This is a genomic window from Niallia circulans (genome assembly GCF_003726095.1).
Classification (GTDB): domain Bacteria; phylum Bacillota; class Bacilli; order Bacillales; family Cytobacillaceae; genus Niallia; species Niallia circulans_A.
In genome coordinates, this window is record NZ_CP026031.1 from 2,312,145 (window position 1) to 2,331,679 (window position 19,535).

19 protein-coding genes and 3 other annotated features are annotated in these 19,535 nt (G+C 34.9%); of the genes, 4 read left to right on the top strand and 15 right to left on the bottom strand.

Features of this window, described 5'->3' with window-relative positions; all coding sequences use genetic code 11:
• Positions 1-16: 16 nt before the first annotated feature.
• Together pheS and C2I06_RS11285 are read right to left on the bottom strand one after the other, a co-directional pair.
• Positions 17-1,057: a phenylalanine--tRNA ligase subunit alpha gene (gene pheS, locus C2I06_RS11280; protein WP_095331472.1), complete on the bottom strand. Its 1,041-nt coding sequence runs from the start codon at positions 1,055-1,057 to the stop codon at positions 17-19.
• 66 nt (positions 1,058-1,123) lie between these two features.
• Positions 1,124-1,374, bottom strand: a binding site (T-box leader).
• A gap of 79 nt (positions 1,375-1,453) precedes the next feature.
• Positions 1,454-2,200: a TrmH family RNA methyltransferase gene (locus tag C2I06_RS11285; protein WP_095331470.1), complete on the bottom strand. Its 747-nt coding sequence runs from the start codon at positions 2,198-2,200 to the stop codon at positions 1,454-1,456.
• Positions 2,201-2,383: 183 nt separating this feature from the next.
• Between C2I06_RS11285 and sspI the strand changes: the two genes are divergently transcribed.
• Positions 2,384-2,590 (top strand): small acid-soluble spore protein SspI, encoded by a 207-nt coding sequence (sspI, locus tag C2I06_RS11290; RefSeq protein ID WP_047941909.1) that lies wholly within the window; start codon positions 2,384-2,386, stop codon positions 2,588-2,590.
• 289 nt (positions 2,591-2,879) lie between these two features.
• Here the strand turns inward: sspI and xylB are convergent, their stop codons facing one another.
• Together xylB and xylA are read right to left on the bottom strand one after the other, a co-directional pair.
• Positions 2,880-4,391, bottom strand: a complete 1,512-nt coding sequence (gene xylB / locus C2I06_RS11295) for a xylulokinase (protein ID WP_123258069.1) — start codon at positions 4,389-4,391, stop codon at positions 2,880-2,882.
• 180 nt (positions 4,392-4,571) lie between these two features.
• Positions 4,572-5,879, bottom strand: a complete 1,308-nt coding sequence (xylA, locus tag C2I06_RS11300) for a xylose isomerase (RefSeq protein WP_095331466.1) — start codon at positions 5,877-5,879, stop codon at positions 4,572-4,574.
• Positions 5,880-6,152: 273 nt separating this feature from the next.
• Here xylA and C2I06_RS11305 point away from each other — a divergent pair, with 273 nt between their 5' ends.
• Positions 6,153-7,313, top strand: a complete 1,161-nt coding sequence (locus C2I06_RS11305) for an ROK family protein (protein WP_123258070.1) — start codon at positions 6,153-6,155, stop codon at positions 7,311-7,313.
• Between the two features lie 270 nt (positions 7,314-7,583).
• Complete coding sequence (locus tag C2I06_RS11310) at positions 7,584-8,696, top strand: AI-2E family transporter (RefSeq protein ID WP_095331462.1); 1,113 nt, start codon at positions 7,584-7,586, stop codon at positions 8,694-8,696.
• 91 nt (positions 8,697-8,787) lie between these two features.
• Here C2I06_RS11310 and C2I06_RS11315 read toward each other — a convergent pair whose 3' ends face one another.
• The gene (locus tag C2I06_RS11315; RefSeq protein ID WP_095331460.1) at positions 8,788-9,873 is read right to left on the bottom strand and encodes a M42 family metallopeptidase; all 1,086 of its coding nucleotides are present in this window, start codon (positions 9,871-9,873) and stop codon (positions 8,788-8,790) included.
• Positions 9,874-10,150: 277 nt separating this feature from the next.
• Between C2I06_RS11315 and C2I06_RS11320 the strand changes: the two genes are divergently transcribed.
• On the top strand, positions 10,151-10,504 hold the full coding sequence (locus C2I06_RS11320) for a sigma-w pathway protein ysdB (protein ID WP_123258071.1): 354 nt from the start codon (positions 10,151-10,153) through the stop codon (positions 10,502-10,504).
• 131 nt (positions 10,505-10,635) lie between these two features.
• On the opposite strand, the gene C2I06_RS11325 is transcribed toward C2I06_RS11320, so the two are convergent.
• From C2I06_RS11325 to C2I06_RS11370, 10 genes are all read right to left on the bottom strand, one after another.
• Positions 10,636-11,211, bottom strand: coding sequence for a TVP38/TMEM64 family protein (locus C2I06_RS11325; RefSeq protein ID WP_095331456.1), 576 nt, complete (start codon positions 11,209-11,211; stop codon positions 10,636-10,638).
• Positions 11,212-11,279: 68 nt separating this feature from the next.
• The gene (locus tag C2I06_RS11330) at positions 11,280-11,546 is read right to left on the bottom strand and encodes a DUF1294 domain-containing protein (RefSeq protein WP_095331454.1); all 267 of its coding nucleotides are present in this window, start codon (positions 11,544-11,546) and stop codon (positions 11,280-11,282) included.
• A 66-nt stretch (positions 11,547-11,612) separates the two neighbouring features.
• Positions 11,613-11,969 (bottom strand): 50S ribosomal protein L20, encoded by a 357-nt coding sequence (gene rplT / locus C2I06_RS11335; RefSeq protein ID WP_031534824.1) that lies wholly within the window; start codon positions 11,967-11,969, stop codon positions 11,613-11,615.
• A 26-nt stretch (positions 11,970-11,995) separates the two neighbouring features.
• Complete coding sequence (rpmI, locus tag C2I06_RS11340) at positions 11,996-12,196, bottom strand: 50S ribosomal protein L35 (protein WP_016201803.1); 201 nt, start codon at positions 12,194-12,196, stop codon at positions 11,996-11,998.
• Positions 12,197-12,211: 15 nt separating this feature from the next.
• Positions 12,212-12,715, bottom strand: coding sequence for a translation initiation factor IF-3 (infC, locus tag C2I06_RS11345; RefSeq protein ID WP_016201804.1), 504 nt, complete (start codon positions 12,713-12,715; stop codon positions 12,212-12,214).
• Between the two features lie 150 nt (positions 12,716-12,865).
• Positions 12,866-13,003, bottom strand: a sequence feature (ribosomal protein L20 leader region).
• Positions 13,004-13,191: 188 nt separating this feature from the next.
• Positions 13,192-15,129 carry a threonine--tRNA ligase gene (gene thrS / locus C2I06_RS11350; protein ID WP_123258072.1) on the bottom strand — a complete coding sequence of 646 codons (1,938 nt, stop codon included), beginning with the start codon at positions 15,127-15,129 and terminating at the stop codon, positions 13,192-13,194.
• Between the two features lie 82 nt (positions 15,130-15,211).
• Positions 15,212-15,452, bottom strand: a binding site (T-box leader).
• A gap of 71 nt (positions 15,453-15,523) precedes the next feature.
• A complete protein-coding gene (gene ytxC, locus C2I06_RS11355) occupies positions 15,524-16,369 on the bottom strand; it encodes a sporulation protein YtxC (protein ID WP_123258073.1) in 846 nt (281 codons plus the stop codon).
• 404 nt (positions 16,370-16,773) lie between these two features.
• On the bottom strand, positions 16,774-17,082 hold the full coding sequence (locus tag C2I06_RS11360) for a hypothetical protein (protein WP_095331448.1): 309 nt from the start codon (positions 17,080-17,082) through the stop codon (positions 16,774-16,776).
• Between the two features lie 42 nt (positions 17,083-17,124).
• Positions 17,125-18,054 carry a primosomal protein DnaI gene (gene dnaI / locus C2I06_RS11365; RefSeq protein ID WP_095331446.1) on the bottom strand — a complete coding sequence of 310 codons (930 nt, stop codon included), beginning with the start codon at positions 18,052-18,054 and terminating at the stop codon, positions 17,125-17,127.
• Between the two features lie 21 nt (positions 18,055-18,075).
• A complete protein-coding gene (locus C2I06_RS11370) occupies positions 18,076-19,482 on the bottom strand; it encodes a replication initiation and membrane attachment family protein (protein ID WP_123258074.1) in 1,407 nt (468 codons plus the stop codon).
• Between the last annotated feature and the right edge of the window lie 53 nt (positions 19,483-19,535).

The window sequence follows — 19,535 nt, forward strand, 5'->3', positions numbered from 1 at the left end:
TTTTTCTCCTCCACCCTTAATATTCCGGTACTGAAAATTGTTTTAAGAAACGTACATCATTTGTATAGAAATGACGAATATCATCAATTCCATATTTCAACATCGCAATTCGCTCTGGACCCATTCCAAAGGCAAACCCAGAATATTTCTTAGAGTCAAAACCGGACATTTCCAATACATTTGGATGAACCATTCCAGCTCCTAGAATTTCAATCCAGCCTGTTTTTTTACAGACACTGCAGCCTGCACCTTTACAAATAAAACAAGAAATATCCACTTCAACAGAAGGCTCTGTGAATGGGAAAAAGCTTGGGCGTAAACGGATTTCTCTATCTTCCCCAAACATTTTCTTCGCAAAAACTTCAAGCGTACCAATTAAATCACTCATACGAATGTTTTCATCAACCACAAGTCCTTCAATCTGCATAAATTGATGGGAGTGTGTCGCGTCATCATTATCACGACGATATACTTTACCCGGACAAATAATCTTCACTGGACCTTTCCCTTTATGTTTCTCTAATGTTCTTGCTTGCATTGGTGATGTTTGCGTTCGAAGCAATGTTTCTTCTGTAATATAAAATGAATCTTGCATATCTCTTGCTGGGTGATCCTTAGGCAGATTCAATGCTTCGAAATTATAGTAATCATTTTCCACTTCGGGGCCTTCTTCAACGGTATAGCCCATTCCAATAAATAAATCTTCAATTTCTTCTACGACTCTTGTTAGAGGATGATGATTACCTGTAGAAACAGGACGACCAGGTAGAGTTATATCAATTGTTTCAGAAGCAATTTTTTCTTGGACGAGCGCTTCTTCTAACGCCTTTTGTTTAGCCTCAATGCGGCTTGTAATTTCGTCACGAATAACGTTTACTAACGCCCCCATCTTTGGTCTTTCTTCAGCAGATAGTTTGCCCATTCCTTTTAATACTTCTGTAATTGGGCCTTTTTTCCCTAAGTATGCGATACGAATTTCATTTAGTTCTTTCATATCAATACTGCTTTCAATGCGTGTTAGTGCTTCAGCTTGCAATTCTTTTAATTTATCTTCCATTACATTTCCTCCTTATATATGGTTTGTTCTCGCATGAAAATTGGCATAAAAAAAACCCCATCCCCAAAAAGGGACGAGGTTATTGTCGCGGTACCACCCTAATTAACTTGTATGTATAAAAAAAACAAGTTCACTTCATTTGGATAACGGTAGTCTATACCGGTACATCTTTACATCTTTCTAAACAAGAAAAATGGTCCCGATGCCGACTCAGGAGGTGAACTTCATTCATGTTTTTAATAAAAATGCTTACAGTCTGCGGCATTTTCTCCCTTAATTAAAAATCATCAATTACTTTTCTCCATCAATGTCTTTTCATGTAATTTGATTTTAATTATAATATATATCTAATTAGTTTTCAAATGCCTTTTTTGCCTTTGCCAGCCTACCAACACATTATTTAAAATAATACATTAAAATACCAGCTGCGACTGCAACATTTAAAGATTCACTTTTCCCGTAAATTGGTATATATAGGTTGGTATCAGTCTTACTTAATACTTCTTTCCTTACACCATTACCTTCATTCCCAACAATTAAACAAAATGTGGCTGTTTTTTCTACCTCCCGATAATCCCTTCCATTTTCAAGGGCAGTGCCATAAATGGGAATATTTCTTTCTTTTAATTCATCCATAAACGATGCTAAATTTGCTTTTATAATTGGCAAGTGAAAATGGCTTCCTTGGCCTGATCGAACTACCTTTGGATTGTATATATCTACCGTTCCTTCTCCGATAATAACCGCATCGATTCCTGCTGCATCAGCTGTTCGGATAATCGTTCCCAAATTCCCCGGATCTTGAACTTGATCAATCGCAATAAAAGTTTGCGCTGTAGGGAGAATTTCTGGATGGCTTTGCTGCTTACATAAGGCCAGAATGCCTTGGGGTGTTTCTGTATCTGAAAGCTCCTTAATAATCTCTTTTGTAACGATCGTTATCGGAGTATCTCCATAATCCCAAGCAGGTACATCGATATCCTCTGAAACGATTAAATCAATAATAGAATCTGCTTTGAATGCTTCTTCCACAAGGTGAAAGCCTTCCACCAAAAACGTTCCCGTTTTATCTCTTTCCTTTTTTGTTAATCGTTTTTTCCATTCTTTAATTTGTGGATTTTTAACCGAAAGTATGTGTTTCACTTGCTATTCTCCTTCACAATCACCAATTGATCTCTATTGCCTCTATTATAGCGTAAATAAAATACATAATAAACGCCATTAGTGAAATGATAAAAATAGATATGTTTTACAAAAACTCTATACCATATCATTCAATAAGTGATTGGATGTGGATAGGTAACAATGGGAAAGAAGGTGCTTATTATGAATTTAAATTTACGAAATGCAATAATCCATAATGTTTCTGGCAATTCTCAAGATGAATTAAAAGATACAATCGTGGATGCTATCCAAAACGGAGAAGAAAAAATGCTGCCTGGTTTAGGCGTTTTATTCGAAGTAATTTGGAAAAATTCTTCTGAAGAAGATAAAGTAGAAATGCTGCAGACATTAGAAAATGGACTAAAGTAAAACAACTATTCCAACCATAAACCCGAACGATTAGAGGGAAATGCCAATATAATTGGATTTTCTCATAATTATTCGGGTTTTTATTCAGTCTGCTCCATTTTCTCCTAGTAATTTTAGTTTGCTTAAAAACTAAATAATCTTTAAAAACGGAGTAAAATGGAGCGGAGGACACCTGACTCCTGCGGGATGCAAAACCTAAGACTCCACAGGCTTTTGGAGTGTCCCCAAAAATTAGACACATTATTTTAACCTTTGTTCTGAGCTCGATATACTATTGGACTCCGACCATTTAGTTTTGTTTTAATTCATTTAACGCTTGTAATTTATGTGAAGTTTCTTTCGTCTCCGCATAAACTTCTTTATAAATATTATATACTTGTTCGTATTTTTTCACATTTTCTGGAATAGGGTGAAATTCTTCTTTATATTGAACAAACTTTTCCACACACTCATTCATCGTTGCAAACCACCCTAACCCAACTGCAGCAACCATCGCCGCACCTAAACCTGGCCCTTGTTCCACTGTTAAATTAACAACTGGCGTATTAAAAATATCTGCTTGAATTTGTAGCCACTTGCTGTTTTTTGCTCCTCCGCCTACGGAAACAATGCGTGTAAACTGCTTATTCGCATTTTCCTCCATCAAAATCTTACTATCATTCAATGAAAAAGTAATACCTTCTACAACAGCGCGTGCAAAGTTATCTATTGTATGTCTAGCGTCCATTCCAATAAAACTGCCTCTTATTTGACTATCTGTATAGGGTGTTCTTTCTCCCATTATATAAGGAGTAAACACTAATCCATCTGAACCGATTGGAATATTTTCAATATTTGAAAGTAACTCATCATAACTTTTCTCTGAAGCAAACGTATTTTTAAACCAATTTAAACTATATCCTGCAGATAATGTTACCCCCATGGAATAAAAACTATCCTTTATTGCATGATTGAAATAATGAACTTTCCCTGCATAATCTTCTTTCCCATCTTGTTCATAGGAAAGAAATACGCCTGATGTTCCGATACTAGCTAATCCCATACCTTCTTTAACAATTCCTGCACCAACTGCTGCACAGGCATTATCTGCTCCTCCAGAAAATACAGCAATATCATTTGTAAAACCATACTTTTTTGCAAGTTCTGCTTTCATTACGCCTATTTTGTCAGAGGACTCAACAAGCTTAGGAAAAATACCTAATGGAAGATCAAATAATTCAGCAATTGATTCACTCCAAACCTTCTTTTCCACATTCAGCATTAATGTTCCAGCAGCATCTGAATACTCCATTTGCTTATTACCAGTTAAATAGAATCCTAAAAAATCTTTAGGCAATAAAAAGTGCTTTGCCTGTTCCCATATAGTCGGTTCATTTTCTTTTACCCAAAGCAGCTTAGGCAAGGTAAACCCTTCTAGTGCTTTGTTCTTCGTGATGCTAATAACTTCTTGTCCTGCCCTATCCATTATTTCCTGACATTGCTTACTTGTTCTTACATCATTCCATAAGATAGCATTCCTGAGGGCTCTTCCATTTGCATCTAATAAAACTAAGCTATGCATCTGTCCAGAAAAACTAATTCCTTCCGTTTTGGATGCTGCTTCTGGAAATGCCTCAATAATTTCTTTTAGTACAATATCTAATGCTTCTATCCACACATTTGGATTCTGTTCACTGTACTTCGGCTGTGGAGTTAAAAGCTCGTACTCGGAGCTCTTTGTGATAAGAACCTTGCCTTCTTTATCCACTAACAATCCCTTTAAGGAACTTGTTCCTAAATCAATCCCTATTACATATGACATTTATAAACGCTCCCTTCTGAAGACCAATGTAAAGGGATGTCTCATTCAGAGAGATTTCGACCTCCACAAGTATTTCTAGTAGATTTTTTCAATTAGCTACTACTAATAAACTTGTGATGCCAACTCCTTCTATTGAGACACCCCTTTATTGGTGTTATATTACTTATTTTTCTATTTGTATTATACTAAATAATCATTCAAACGAGATTTTAAGAATTCCAGATGATTTGGCTCATTTTCAATTTGATCATGTTGTAATGCATATTCAGTTAATGTTTTCAGATTTTCTTTTCCTTCTACAATAGATTTACCAATTCCAGTTGTATAGCTCTTATATCTACGTTCAATTTCTTTATCGAAGAAACCATCTTCTTTTAGTTTTGCAGCTGATTTAAGTCCACGTGCAAAAGTATCCATACCAGCAATATGTGCAAGCACTAAATCTTCCATAGAGAATGAAGAACGGCGAACTTTCGCATCAAAGTTAATACCACCTGGAGCAATTCCTCCATTTTCAAGCACCTGATACATTGCTAGAGTTGTATCATAGATATTAGTTGGGAACTCATCTGTATCCCATCCAAGCATTATATCTCCTTGGTTCGCATCTAGGGATCCAAGTGCATTATAACTTCTCGCAACAGCCATTTCATGTTCAAAAGTATGTCCTGCTAATGTAGCATGGTTTGCTTCTAGATTTAGTTTAAAGTATTTATCAAGATCGTATTTTTGTAAGAATGCCATTGCCGTAGCAGCGTCAAAATCGTATTGGTGTTTGGATGGCTCCATTGGTTTTGGTTCAATTAAAAATTGAACTTCATGGTTTAATTCTTTGGCATAATCAACTGCCATATGGAAGAAACGAGCCATGTTATCTTGTTCTAATTGTAAATCTGTGTTTAATAAAGACTCATAACCTTCACGTCCACCCCAGAATACATAGTTCTTGCCGCCAAGCTTTTTGCTGATTTCTAAGCCTTTTTTCACCTGTGCAGCAGCATATGCAAAAACTTCTGCATTGGATGAAGAAGCAGCACCATGTACAAAGCGAGGGTTTGTAAACATATTAGCTGTATTCCATAGTAATTTAATCCCTGTTTGATCCATCTTTTCTTTAATTAAATCTGTGATTACATCTAAATTATCGAAGAACTCTTGAAGCGTATCACCCTCTGGAGCAATATCCACATCATGAAAACAGAAGTATTCAAAACCCATTTTTTCCATTAATTCAAATCCAGCTTCTACACGATTTTTTGCTGTTTCCATTGGCGTTTCACCAAACCAGTTACGATTATTTATAGCAGCACCAAATGGATCAGAACCATCCTGCGTTAATGTATGCCACCATGCCATACTGAAACGCAAATGTTCTTTCATCGTTTTTCCTAATACAACTTCTTCTGGATTATAGTGACGATATGCATAAATATTCTCCGTCTTTGGTCCTTCATATTTTACTTTTTTAATCATTGGAAAAAATTCCATTCTAATTCCCTCCTATTTGTTATAAAAATCAAGATCATTTAAACTTACTTTTTCTTTTCTCATCCATTTTCTACAAATCTATTAATTTACTTTCTATTTGTTAGTTCAATATACTAACTGAATTTATCATAAATCTAACTTTGCTTTTTGTCAAGCGCTTACAATATTATTTTTGTTATTTTATTAATAAATTTGATAGAAGAATTATAATTAGTATGGTAACCTAACAATACATACATCGTTACTAGGTGATAAACTGTTTGGAGGAAAATAATGGTTACAGACAAATATGTAATTAGAGAACAAAATGCTTCTCTTGTTATGGAGCAAATTGTTCAGCATGCCCCTATCTCGCGGGCAACCCTTTCGGCTAATATTGGGTTAAATAAAGCAACTGTTTCTGATATAACAAAGAAGTTACTTGAAGAGAAATTAATAGAAGAAATCGGCATTGGCGAAAGTAGTCATTCTGGGGGAAGAAAGCCAATTCTTTTACAACTAAATAAGAAAGCTGGTCTTTCGATTGCCATAGAGCTTGGCTATGACTTTATTTCTACAATGGTTACTTATTTAGATGGAGAAGTGGTTTTTTATAATAAAGAAAGGGGTACGTTTATTAAGAAAGAAAATGTTCTTACCCATATTTCTGATATTATTGAAAAATATGCGAAAATAAGTAATCTGACAACCTATGGTATTGTTGGGATTGGGATTGCTATACATGGTATTGTAAATAAAAATAACATTTTATTTACTCCCTATTATGATTTAGACAAAATAGAACTTTATGAAAAGTTAACGAAACTGTATCAGTATCCTATCCATATTGAAAATGAAGCTAATTTAACTGCCATTGGAGAGTCTACTTTTTCAACAGAATTTAATAACTTAATTAGTTTAAGTATCCATAGTGGTATTGGTGCTGGAATTATTATTGATGGGCAATTGTTTACAGGTTTAGACGGAAGAGCTGGTGAAGTTGGTCATTCAATTCTTTATCCTGATGGCAGAACTTGCCCATGTGGAAATAAAGGCTGCTTAGAGCAATATTGTTCCGATAAGGTGCTTCTAGAGCAGTTTAAAGAGTTAAAACAATTATCCAATGTTACACCAGATTTATTAGCTGAGCATTATTATGATAATGATTCAGCTATACAAGAACTCATTCAGCAACATTGTTATAATCTTTCAAAAGGGTTAAACAATATAATGACTTTTTTTGCTCCAAAGATTATATATATGAATAGTTCTGTTATTCGAAGAATCCCTGATATACTTTCAATCATTCATAATAACCTAGAAAGTTCCTTTAATAAAGATATCGCCATTGAAAATTCACGTCTGGGTTCTAAGGCATCTTTATTCGGCGCTACCGCTCTAAACATTCGTAATTTCTTAAATATTTCCCATTTAAAAATTATCAATGTAGAGTAACACGACTTTTTTTGCTTACGTTAAAGGGTGATACAATCTTTTCATACAAGTGGAGTAGATTGTATCATTTCTTTTTATTTCTACCTCTCACCTTCCCAAAATACCATTATTTTTTTATCGTTTTTTGAAACTTTTTTCACAGTTATTTCGTTAATATCATGATGGATATAAGGATGCTATAATCGTTTTATATAATGTTTGGCTATCATTACAAGAAATAGAGCGAATATGCTATACTTGCTATACAAAATATGAAAAAGGTGAAAAATTTTGACAAAAAAGAAGTTTCATTATTGGTTATTACAAGTTCTTATCATTGTTGCGATTGTTTATTTATGCACAAAAATTTCATTTTTATTTAAACCAGTTGCAGTGTTATTTTCTACTCTTTTTGTTCCCATTATCATTACTGGTTTCTTATACTTTTTACTTAATCCAATCGTTAAGTTTTTGCAAAAAAATAAAATTCCAAAGACACTTTCCATTATTATTCTTTATGTTGGTGTTATCGGCATTTTGATTTTGGTTATTGGCAGTATCGTTCCTATGATCAGCAAAGAATTTAGTGAGTTATTTAAAAATATACCTAAATATGCTGATGAAGCAGTGCAATATTTCCAATACTTAAATGATACAAAACAGTACAAATGGATTATGAATCAAGAATATGTAAAAATTGAAGATATAACAGAAAACTTAAAGGCTTATGCTCAAACAATTCCAAGCAATATAACAAATGGAATCGGTAAAATCATCAGCACTATGACTAATATAACCATTACGATTGTCACTGTTCCATTTTTACTTTTCTATTGTTTAAAAGATGGCAGCAAATTTCCAGAGGCTCTCTCTAAATTTTTCCCTGCATCTTATCGTAAAGAAGGATTACATATTATCAAAGATACAAGCGAAACAATTGCTGCCTACATACAAGGACAAGTTATTGTAGCTCTATTTGTAGGAACCTTGGCTTTAATTGGTTATTTAATAATTGGTCTTGATTATGCGCTTGTAATGGCTTTACTTGTGGCTGTAACAAACATGATCCCATATGTTGGACCATTAATCGGTGGTGCTCCTGCTGTTATTATCGCTATTTTCACATCACCAACACAAGCCTTACTAGTTATTATCGTCATTACCATTGCTCAACAAATTGAAGGAAATATTCTATCTCCTTTAATTCTTGGAAAAAGATTGGATACACATCCAGCAACCATTATTATTCTGCTATTAGTAGCAGGAAATTTAGCAGGTATTTTAGGAATGATTCTTGCAGTACCAACTTACGCTGCTGTTAAAACGATTGTAATCAATATTAACCGCCTGCTCAAAGCAAGGAAGGCAGCGATATTGAATACTAAGATACCTCCACTAGAATAAATATCATATAGCTATTAGGGATAAGATATAGGACTTGTCGATAAAGCTTCTTAAAAAAGGGAATTTGATTAAAAATCAAATTCCCTTTTAATTATGCAAATGTTAATGAATTTACTGTTTCACGATCTAATTTTTTTATTACTTCGACGATTAACTTAACAGCATTTTCATAATCATCACGATGCAGCATTGCAGCATGTGAATGAATATAGCGAGTTGCAATCGTGATAGATAAAGCCGGCACTCCATTATGTGTTAAATGAATGGAGCCTGAGTCTGTACCACCTGCTGGCACACTGTCAAATTGATAAGGAATCTTCAACTCATCAGCAGTATCTGTTACCAGATCACGTAAACCTTTATGAGACACCATGGAAGCATCATATAAAATAATTTGTGGACCTTTGCCCATTTTACTTAATGCTTCTTTTTCTGTTACTCCTGGTGTATCCCCAGCTATACCAACATCTACTCCAAAACCAATGTCCGGCTCAATAAAGTTTGCAGCTGTTTTTGCTCCACGAAGACCGACCTCTTCTTGAACAGTACCAACACCATAGACAATATTAGGATGGTTGCTGTCTTTTAAATTCTTTAATACATCTATCGCAATAGCACAGCCAATACGATTATCCCATGCTTTTGCAAGCAGCATTTTTTCATTATTCATGACCGTAAACTCGAAATATGGAACGACCATATCGCCTGGTTTCACGCCCCACTCCATCGCTTCCTCTTTAGAAGATGCGCCAATATCAATAAAGATATCTTTTAGGTCGATTGGTTTCTTTCTTGCTTCTGGACTTAATACATGAGGTGGTTTGGATCCTGTAATACCAGTGATCTCTCCTTTGCTTGTTACAATTGTTACTCGTTGAGCTAACATTACTTGTGACCACCAACCGCCTACTGTTTGAAAATAGAGAAAACCTTTATCATCAATACGGGTTATCATAAAACCAACTTCATCAAGATGACCTGCAACCATTATTTTCGGTCCATTTGCTTGGCCAACTTTCTTAGCAATTAAGCTTCCTAAATTATCTGTTGTTACCTCGTCTGCATATTCTGCTATGTACTTTTTCATGATCTCTCTTGGTTCTTTTTCATTTCCTGGAATACCTTTTGCATCAGTAAGATCCTTAAGCATTGTTAATGTTTCATCTAATTTCGCCATTATTTCGACTCCCTTAATATAATATATTCTTCATTATTATACTAGAAAATAATTATAGTACAAAATATAAAATACTACTTATAGCTTTATTGAAAAGAGATTTCTCCTTCGTCATATGGGTACAGAATAGAATCCTTGCTTATATTATGTATCAATTCTTTGTTTCTATTTATTTTTATTTCTTTTTTAAAATATTTTTCTAAAAATGAAACCTTTTATGTTCTCTTTCGTATTCTATTAGTTAATCCTGAAAATTTAAGTTACTGGAGGCTCTTTTATGAAATGGCTTTTGTTATTCGTTCTTCTCGCATTTCTTATTTATGGGTTGTTTCGACTCACTTCTTTCTTAACGAATCCGCAGCGAAGATTAACATTCGCGCAAAAGCGTGGAACATTTTATTTGTTTGATAATAAAGACAATATAAGAATGAATCTCTTACTAACATATAAAGGTCATTTGCTTGAGGGGGAAAAATACGCTGCTGCTGAAGAAGTGGATCACATTTTACTCTTTCCTACAAATCCTTATAATACAAAGTTGTCCACTCAAGACAAAGCCTATATAGAGCAGTCGCTTTTGTCTATCTATCCAAAGGCAAGAATCGAATGGACACGGTTTAAAAAATCGTAAATACCGGAAGCTCAGACATACGTAATCAACCAAATAAACCCTCGAACAATGATACTTCCTTACTAAGAAAGCTTCGTATTATTGTTTGGGGGTTTATTCATTTTAAGAAAGAAGATCTTCATTCTCTCTTTTTATTCATGAGCCTCTTTAAAAAATTCTCTCCATTTTATTATCGTAATTTTTTCTCGTAAGATATAAACAAGAATTGCCAAAGCAAACATAATGATAACAACCATCGTCAACGAGAATTGGCTTATGAATTGGCCAAAAATAGTATAGAAAAATGCTAAAGGAATATTGCTTATAAAAGAAGTTTTACTATATTCCTTTAAACTTTTTCTTTTTTCCAACAAGCAGAAATTTAATAAATGATAATGAAACACTGGGATCAATCTTAAAATGGAGATTTGTCCGAGTGTTAAATTACGATATTCACCAAACCATCTTTTTTTAAGATGAGATAGTTTGTTATGTGTTTTTGGCAAGCGGTGAATGACTGCATAGAATAAGAGACAATTAATGGTTAAGCCGATAATAGAATAGATGGTGCCAAGCGTCACTCCAAATAAAATTCCTCCCGCAATACAGACTAGAATAGGAGGAATAAACAAAAATTGCCGAAGTGTATGGAATAAAATAAAAATAATCGGTGCTAATATGCCACTAACTTCTACCATAACAAAGAGGACTGATAACTGCTCTTCCATCTTATCACCTTCTGCTCTATAGAATCATGTTGTTATTACAGTGTATAAGAAAAAAGACGAGAATATGCCTAAACATTTAGTATGTAAAGTACAATCCCAGCATCTAGTAATGTCAAGAGAGGTAAACCATATTTGAAAGAAGCATGCTTTGTTTTATGACGAAACTTTTGCATTCCAATAAATAAACCAAACGCCCCAAATAGAATAGCCGTAATCCATAATGTCCTTTCACTTATCCGATACTGATGCTTAATAGCCCTTTTTTTATCTATTCCCATTAAAAAGTATGCGAATATATTCACTACTGCCAAATAGATTAATACATATGTAATCACATGCTCTTCCCCTTTCGCAAAAAAGTATAGAAAAAAAGAAGGTATAAGCTACCTTCTTTTAAAAACTTATTTTAAGTTTTGTTTTGCAACTGTTGCTAATTCAGCAAATGCTTTTTCATCGCTTACAGCAAGTTCAGCAAGCATTTTGCGGTTTACTTCGATACCAGCTAATTTTAATCCGTGCATTAAACGGCTATAAGAAAGACCATTAATACGAGCAGCTGCGTTGATACGAGTAATCCATAATTTACGGAAATCACGTTTCTTTTGACGACGATCTCTGTATGCATACATTAATGATTTCATTACTTGTTGGTTTGCAACTTTATATAATGTATGTTTTGAACCATAATAACCTTTAGCTAATTTAAGAACTTTTTTACGACGTTTGCGTGTAACTGTACCGCCTTTAACACGTGGCATATTATTTCCCTCCTATATTGAAAAAATTACTTAATGTTGTCTAATAAATGACGAATGCGTTTGAAATCGCCTTTGGATACTAATCCAGCTTTGCGAAGTTTACGTTTTTGCTTAGTAGATTTGTTAGCAAATAAGTGACTAGTATAAGCTTTTGAGCGTTTTAATTTACCAGAGCCTGTCTTTTTGAAACGTTTAGCAGCTCCGCGGTGAGTTTTCATTTTTGGCATTTGGTATTCCTCCTCTTACTTGTCGTTTTTAGGCGCTAAAGTCATGAACATGCTTCGACCGTCCATTTTTGGATGTGATTCCACAGTGGCAACTTCTGCACAAGCTTCTGCAAAACGAACAAGTACACGTTGACCGATTTCCTTATGTGTAATAGCACGTCCCTTAAAACGGATGGATGCTTTTACCTTATCGCCTTTTTCTAGGAACTTAATAGCATTACGAAGCTTTGTATTAAAGTCATGCTCATCTATAGTTGGACTAAGGCGAACCTCTTTAATATTAATGATTTTTTGATTTTTACGTGCTTCTTTTTCTTTCTTTTGCTGTTCAAACTTGTATTTACCGTAGTCCATGATACGAGCTACCGGCGGCTTTGCGTTTGGAGCAACAAGAACCACATCAAGATTAACACGTGTTGCAATTTCAAGAGCTTCAAATTTCGTTTTAATCCCAAGCTGTTCTCCATTTTGGTCAATAAGACGAACTTCTCTAGCACGAATGCCTTCATTTAAAATCATATCTTTGCTAATAGTTAAACACCTCCAAGGTTAATGACGAATACAACGTTCGAGTCAAGAATATTCTATCCTAGGTCACCTTCTCTAGTTTAGATACTAATTGACACTTGACTCCCAAGTTGACATCGTAGGCTTTGTAATCTTTATCATCCAAATAAAAAAGTGTGGATGATGAATTCACCCACACTTACGAAACAAAAGTAATACCTAAAATGTTTTACGTAATACCTGTTAACTACTTGGAATCTGTGTCAATCAGGTGAGAAGCGGGTGCTTCTTCTTTTCCTCAAACTCGTATTCAATTTACCTTAGTAACTATATCACAATTGATATCTATAAGTCAACGAAAGAAATATCACAACGAGAAAAATTTTATCAAAATAATGGATTCAATGCAATACTTTTTATGCATAATTTCAGAAAAGCTCGGAATATAGGTTGAAAATTAGAAAATCCCGTTTGGAATTACAACTCTTTTAATTTGATAATTTCACTTCTTGTGTTAACTTTTCTAAGAAATCTACATAAGAAACTGTTTCTGATTTTTGTTCTCCGTATTTGCGGACATTTACGGCTTTGTCTTCCACTTCATTGTCTCCTACTACTAGCATGTAGGGAATTTTTTTCATTTGTGCTTCACGAATTTTATAGCCGATTTTCTCGTCGCGCTCATCTAACTCTACGCGGAAACCGTGTCTTTGTAAGTTTTCTTGTACTTCTTTTGCATATTCAAAATGAACAGAAGGTGATACTGGAATAACTTGTACTTGTACTGGTGATAACCATGTAGGGAATGCTCCTTTGTATTCTTCAATCAAGAATGCAATAAAACGCTCCATTGTTGACACTACACCTCTGTGGATAACTACTGGACGATGCTGCTTTCCATCTTCTCCAACATATGTTAAGTCAAAGCGTTCAGGTAATAAGAAGTCCAATTGGACAGTAGAAAGTGTTTCATCCTTTCCTAAGGCTGTCTTCACTTGCACATCTAATTTCGGACCGTAGAAAGCTGCTTCTCCTTCTGCTTCAAAGTAATCTAAACCTAGGTCGTCCATTGCTTCTTTCAGCATGCTTTGTGCTTTATTCCACATCGCATCATCATCAAAGTATTTCTCTGTATCTGCAGGATCACGATAAGATAAACGGAACGAGTAATCTGTAATATTAAAGTCTTTATATACTTCTAACACTAAGTTTACCACACGCTTGAATTCATCTTTAATTTGGTCTGGTCTTACAAAAATATGTGCATCATTTAGAGTCATCCCGCGAACACGCTGTAATCCTGATAAAGCACCAGACATTTCGTAACGATGCATTGTGCCAAGTTCTGCGATACGGATTGGTAATTCACGATAGCTGTGAATATCATTTTTGTAAACAACCATATGGTGCGGACAGTTCATCGGACGAAGAACTAGCTGCTCATTATCCATTTCCATCACAGGGAACATATCTTCTTGATAATGATCCCAGTGTCCAGATGTTTTATACAAATCGACACTTCCCATGATTGGTGTATATACATGGTTATAGCCCAATCGCTCTTCTTTATCTACAATATAACGCTCTACAATGCGTCTGATTGTTGCGCCTTTTGGCAGCCATAGCGGCAAGCCTTGTCCCACTTTTTGAGAAGTCATAAATAAATCTAATTCTTTTCCGATTTTGCGATGATCTCTTTCTTTTGCCTCTTCTAAAAAGCGTAAGTGCTCTTCTAACTCATTCTTCTTAAAAAATGCTGTTCCATAAATACGTTGAAGCATTTTATTATCGCTGTTCCCTCTCCAGTATGCACCTGCAATGTTCAGCAATTTAAACTCTTTTAGTTTTCCAGTAGATGGTACATGAACACCGCGACAAAGATCAATAAATTCTCCTTGTTGGTATAATGTTACTGTCTCGTCTTCAGGAATTGCTTCAATTAATTCTAGTTTATATTCATCATCCATTTCTTTAAAAAGCTCAATCGCTTCTGCGCGACTTACTTCTTTACGGATAATTTCCAGGTTTTCGTTAATAATTTTTTTCATTTCTTTTTCAATTGCTGGTAAGTCTTCTGGTGTTAACGATTGGTCTAAATCAATATCATAGTAAAATCCATTTTCGATAACTGGCCCTACACCGAGCTTGACTTTTCCATAAATTCGTTTAATAGCTTGTGCCATTAAGTGTGCTGAGCTATGGCGCAAGATTTCTAAAGCATCTGGGCTATCCGGTGTAATGATTTCAAAAGAAGCATCCTCTAGTATAGGTCTTTTCAAATCATATAAAGAGCCATTAATCTTCCCTGCTAGTGCTTTTTTTCTTAAGCCTGGGCTAATGGAACCTGCAATATCTTCTGTTGTAGTCCCTTCTGGAAACTCCTTTACCGCTCCGTCTGGAAATGTAATCTTAATTAATTCTGACATGAAACTTCCTCCTTTATTTTTGCCATTAAGCTTTCCTTGTACGATAAGAACCGATTAAAACGCAAAAAAACCCGTCCCTATACGAAGGGACGAGTTTTATAGTAAAAACACGTGGTTCCACCCTAATTCCCAAACAATGAAAATGTCTGGCTTTAGTTTAAACAGATAACGGCTGCTGAGACCGCCAGTCATTACTGAGGATAATCCCGTTCCTGACTGAAGTTTAAAGGTGGTAAGCAATCTTATCGTGTTAGGAAGTTCCCAGCATCCTTCCCTCTCTTAAAACCGTACAAGAAAACTATTGTCCTTATCATTACAGGTATAAGTTATAGTTAATTTATGTACGTTATTATATGCTTTTCTAGACATAAAATCAAGGGAATTAAAGGGAAACTTACTTCATTTCTGTCTGTGTGCTTATTCTTAGAAAAAATTGTTCCTTTTCTAAAAGTTGTACTCGTTCTTCAAAAATATTTACAATAGTTCGCACAATAGGTAACTCTCTATCCTCTGTATACAAAAAGATAGTTTTCGGTGCGAGGGCAAGCAATGGTCCTAGAGAATAGGGATCGATATAATGGGTAGAAGAAACAACATTTTTTTGATCATACAGCATCATTAGCTCTTGCTGGGGAATTTCCCGGTATTCTGTATCAAAAAATTGTATTTCTAGATCGATTAACACATGGATATGATTCACTTTTGCAGCCTTTTTGGAAAGGGAATTTCGCAAAGTATGAATAAACACCTGATATTCTTGTTCCATTTTGTACTCATCAATCGATAATTCTATGTATTTTATCAACTTTCCAATAAAAGACTTTAATCGAAAGGTCACAAAGGAATCAAAGGAAAATTCTTTATGTTGTTCTATTATGAAGTTATTCATACACTCTGTCAGACAACTTTTTATGTTTATCTCTTTTGTTAAAGTGGTAAGTCCTTCCCGCTCTTCCTCCACTAAACTATGAAGTATTTCTAATATACTTCGCTGTTCTAGTTCATCCATATAGAAATAACGATTTTTTAATATTTCTCTTGCCCAATCATCTGTTTTTATATGCAAGATAAAAGCAGTTAAGCATTTCTTTATCTCCTTACTGCTTCCATCTGTTTTAACAATAATACACTTATTGTCGTCGTCCATTCTGTCAAACGACTCCGCATATTTTACTTGTTTCTTCAGTATGCGCAAAAACCTCAAAGCATCTTTTTGATCATGAAATTGAATTTCAATCAACCGTATCCCCCCTTTTATAAAGAAGTCCTCGATTTCATATATATGGGGGAGAGGTAGAAATTAGACTATAAAATATGTATGCAGATGAATGGACGTTTATAAAAAATAGTTAAAAAACAAAAAAGACAGACTATCCACTTAGTCTGTCTCACACTGTAGTCAAACACCCATATTTTGGAAATAGAGGTTTGGCTACAGTATATTTATCAATTCCTTCGAATAGGGATGTTACTTTCCATTTCAGGGGTTCGCTTTCCGTGAGGTTCGTACTAATCCCACAGGAGTCTCACCCCCTCCACTCCAAGCAATGTGTGAAAATGCAATTATACTTCTCCCATATCCTTTTATCGACAAACAGAGACAGATTATCGACTTAGTCTATCTTCATCATTAATAAAATTCCATCACAAAAACAATAGGATAGCTCCTAATACGAGAGCATACAAAATAATATATCCACTATACAATTTTTGAAACGAAATGGATCGTTTTTCGCATCGAGTTCTTATATATGCAAGTAATCTTCTATTCTTTGTTATATACGTATAGGTTAAACCAAATACCAATAACGCTAGGATTATTTTATAGATTCCCGGACTATAAAAAGACAGAAAAAAGGGAATTAATAATAACAATATCGTCATCGATACAAAGAAAAGAAACTGGTTATACCGCTTTATTACTAATTTTTCTGCATTTGAAATTTCCGTCAACGCACACTTCTCCTTACTAAAAATTGAAACTTTTTAACTCTATTATGTTCGCTTATTTTTTCCTTTCACGCGAATAGGTGTAGATAAGTAACGAATTCTCTCCATTACTCTCATCGCTTTCATCTTTTCCTCTTCTCCTCTTTGCGAATAAGTAAGATGATGCTCTAAGCCACTAAAGTCAAAATTAGACGTAAATAACGTAGGTAAATTCTCTAACATTCTGAACTGCAAAATCGGTCCAAGCACCTCATCTCGAATCCAACTAGACATTGTTTCTGCTCCGATATCGTCCAGCATTAAAATAGGCTCACGTTTTATACTTTCGATTTTATCATTTAATGTGCTATCAGCAATGGAGCTCTTCATTTCTCTAAATAATTCAGGAACATATACAATCATAGACGAAATTTGCTTTTGAGAAAGTTTATTAGCAATGGCTCCTAAAATATATGATTTGCCAACCCCAAATTCTCCATAAAAATAGATTCCTTTATGTCTTTCACCAGGTTTATAATCCTCTACAAATCGGATAGCAGCTTCCACTGCCTCCATTCTCTCTCCGTCAAGATCAATGGTATTGAAGGAAGCTTCCAGAATATCCTTTGGTACATATAAGCTTTTAATCAACTTCTCTTTTTTCTTCTGATTATCTTCCGTCAACTTACGGGGACAACGGTCATACTGAATCTCAATATTCCCTCTGACTATTACTAGACTAGGATGGTATCCCTGCATCATATTTACACATCCTTGAAGACTAGGGCATTTATTGCAAGCTTTGCTTTGATTGGCATATTCATATAGCTTTATCATGCCAACATCAACTGCATTGGAAGTAAGCTCGTCCTCATGCTCTCGTAGAAAGGCCCTTACATCAGGATGTGCAAGCACTTCCTGTTTCATAGCACGGTATCGTTCCTGAAAATTATTACCCGCACCAAATTTCTTTAAGGTATCGTTAATTCTTTCCACCGTTTACTCCACCACCTGATATTATAATTTTTTTATGCGCTCTTCCAGTTCACGCTTTTTTTGTTCCAAATCTTGATCGTTTGCTTCCTTGGAAGAAGTATTTTCTTCCGTTTTTTTCGTTCCTTCGTTATCCTGATTTTGCCCAAACCATTCGGGGATTTTTTCTGTCCGGATAGCTTTTCGAGTTGACTTCGACTGTGGATTTTTTTTACCTTGAGCCCATTCCATATATTGCTTGTGCTCTTTTTTCGCTAGATCCATTGCCTCTTTTACTGTACGGATATTCTTTCTAACCCATTGGCCAGCAATCTTCTCTATATATCCCTTTGTCAATTTCATATCTGTTTTAAGCATAACATATTGAATCAGCACATTTATTACACCCGGGAGCAGCTTCTGCGAGAACATAATTTCTTCAATTATTTGCAAATCTGTTTTGGAAGGTTCTGCACCTCCTGAAACATCCTTCAACACTTGGCGCGGTGAAGCATGATCTAAATAATAGATTAATTCTTCCTCTTGTGATTTTGGAGCATCGGTTGATGAATAATCCTTTTGCGGCTGTTTCCGATCAACTAACATCGGCAGTAAATCATTATGTTGAAATTGATACCAATCACGAGCAGCTATACGCAGCTCTTCAATATCAATCTCATCCTGTTGATTAATCGCACTAATAACAATATTCTTCATTTGAATTGGATCAATTCCATAAATAAAGGCAAGATTTTGGATCGCTTCCTTCACCTTTTTCGTAAATGCCTTTTTCGATAATAAAGAATCGTGAATTCCCGCATATAACAATTCAAAGTCAAAGTCGCTCTTAGTAATTTGTATTCCCGGTTGTTCTTCTCTCCCCACATAGGTCTGATCAGTAGTCTCTTCTTCCTCTAATTCATGTATTGCTCGAACAGCACCACTATGATCAGACATAAATACCTCTTGGAATGCTTTCGTTATTGGCTGGAAACTAGGATCTGCGATTTTTTCATCAGAAAAGAACTTCTTCAATCTGCTATACTGTGCTTTTCCAATTTTTCTATATAAATAAACATTTAGCATTCCATCAAGAAAATACTGAGCGGGTGATAAAGGCGGCTGTAGTTCATATATAAACGACCGATTGCCATCTTCTTTCTTTAAATATGTTTTTAAAAGACCAATTCCTTCTAACTTTAGTCTTGCTTCATATATATCATTTAAACCACAACTCATAAAATTCATTAAGCTATGATGTGTATTTGTCAGAGACCACAAGCGATTCTCTTCCACTTCTGCCCATAAGGTCATGTATAAAGCTAAACACTTTGTCCCAATTAATGGCTGATATAAGAAGGTGATTGTCTTTCGATCATAATCACTCAACAGTCCATTCACCGCTACTCGATATCTATCGACAGGAAGCAGGTCTTGCCAATGCTGAGACATACTCATCATCCTTCCTTTCTATTTCAATCCTTCCCGCCATAGAGGGAGGAAAG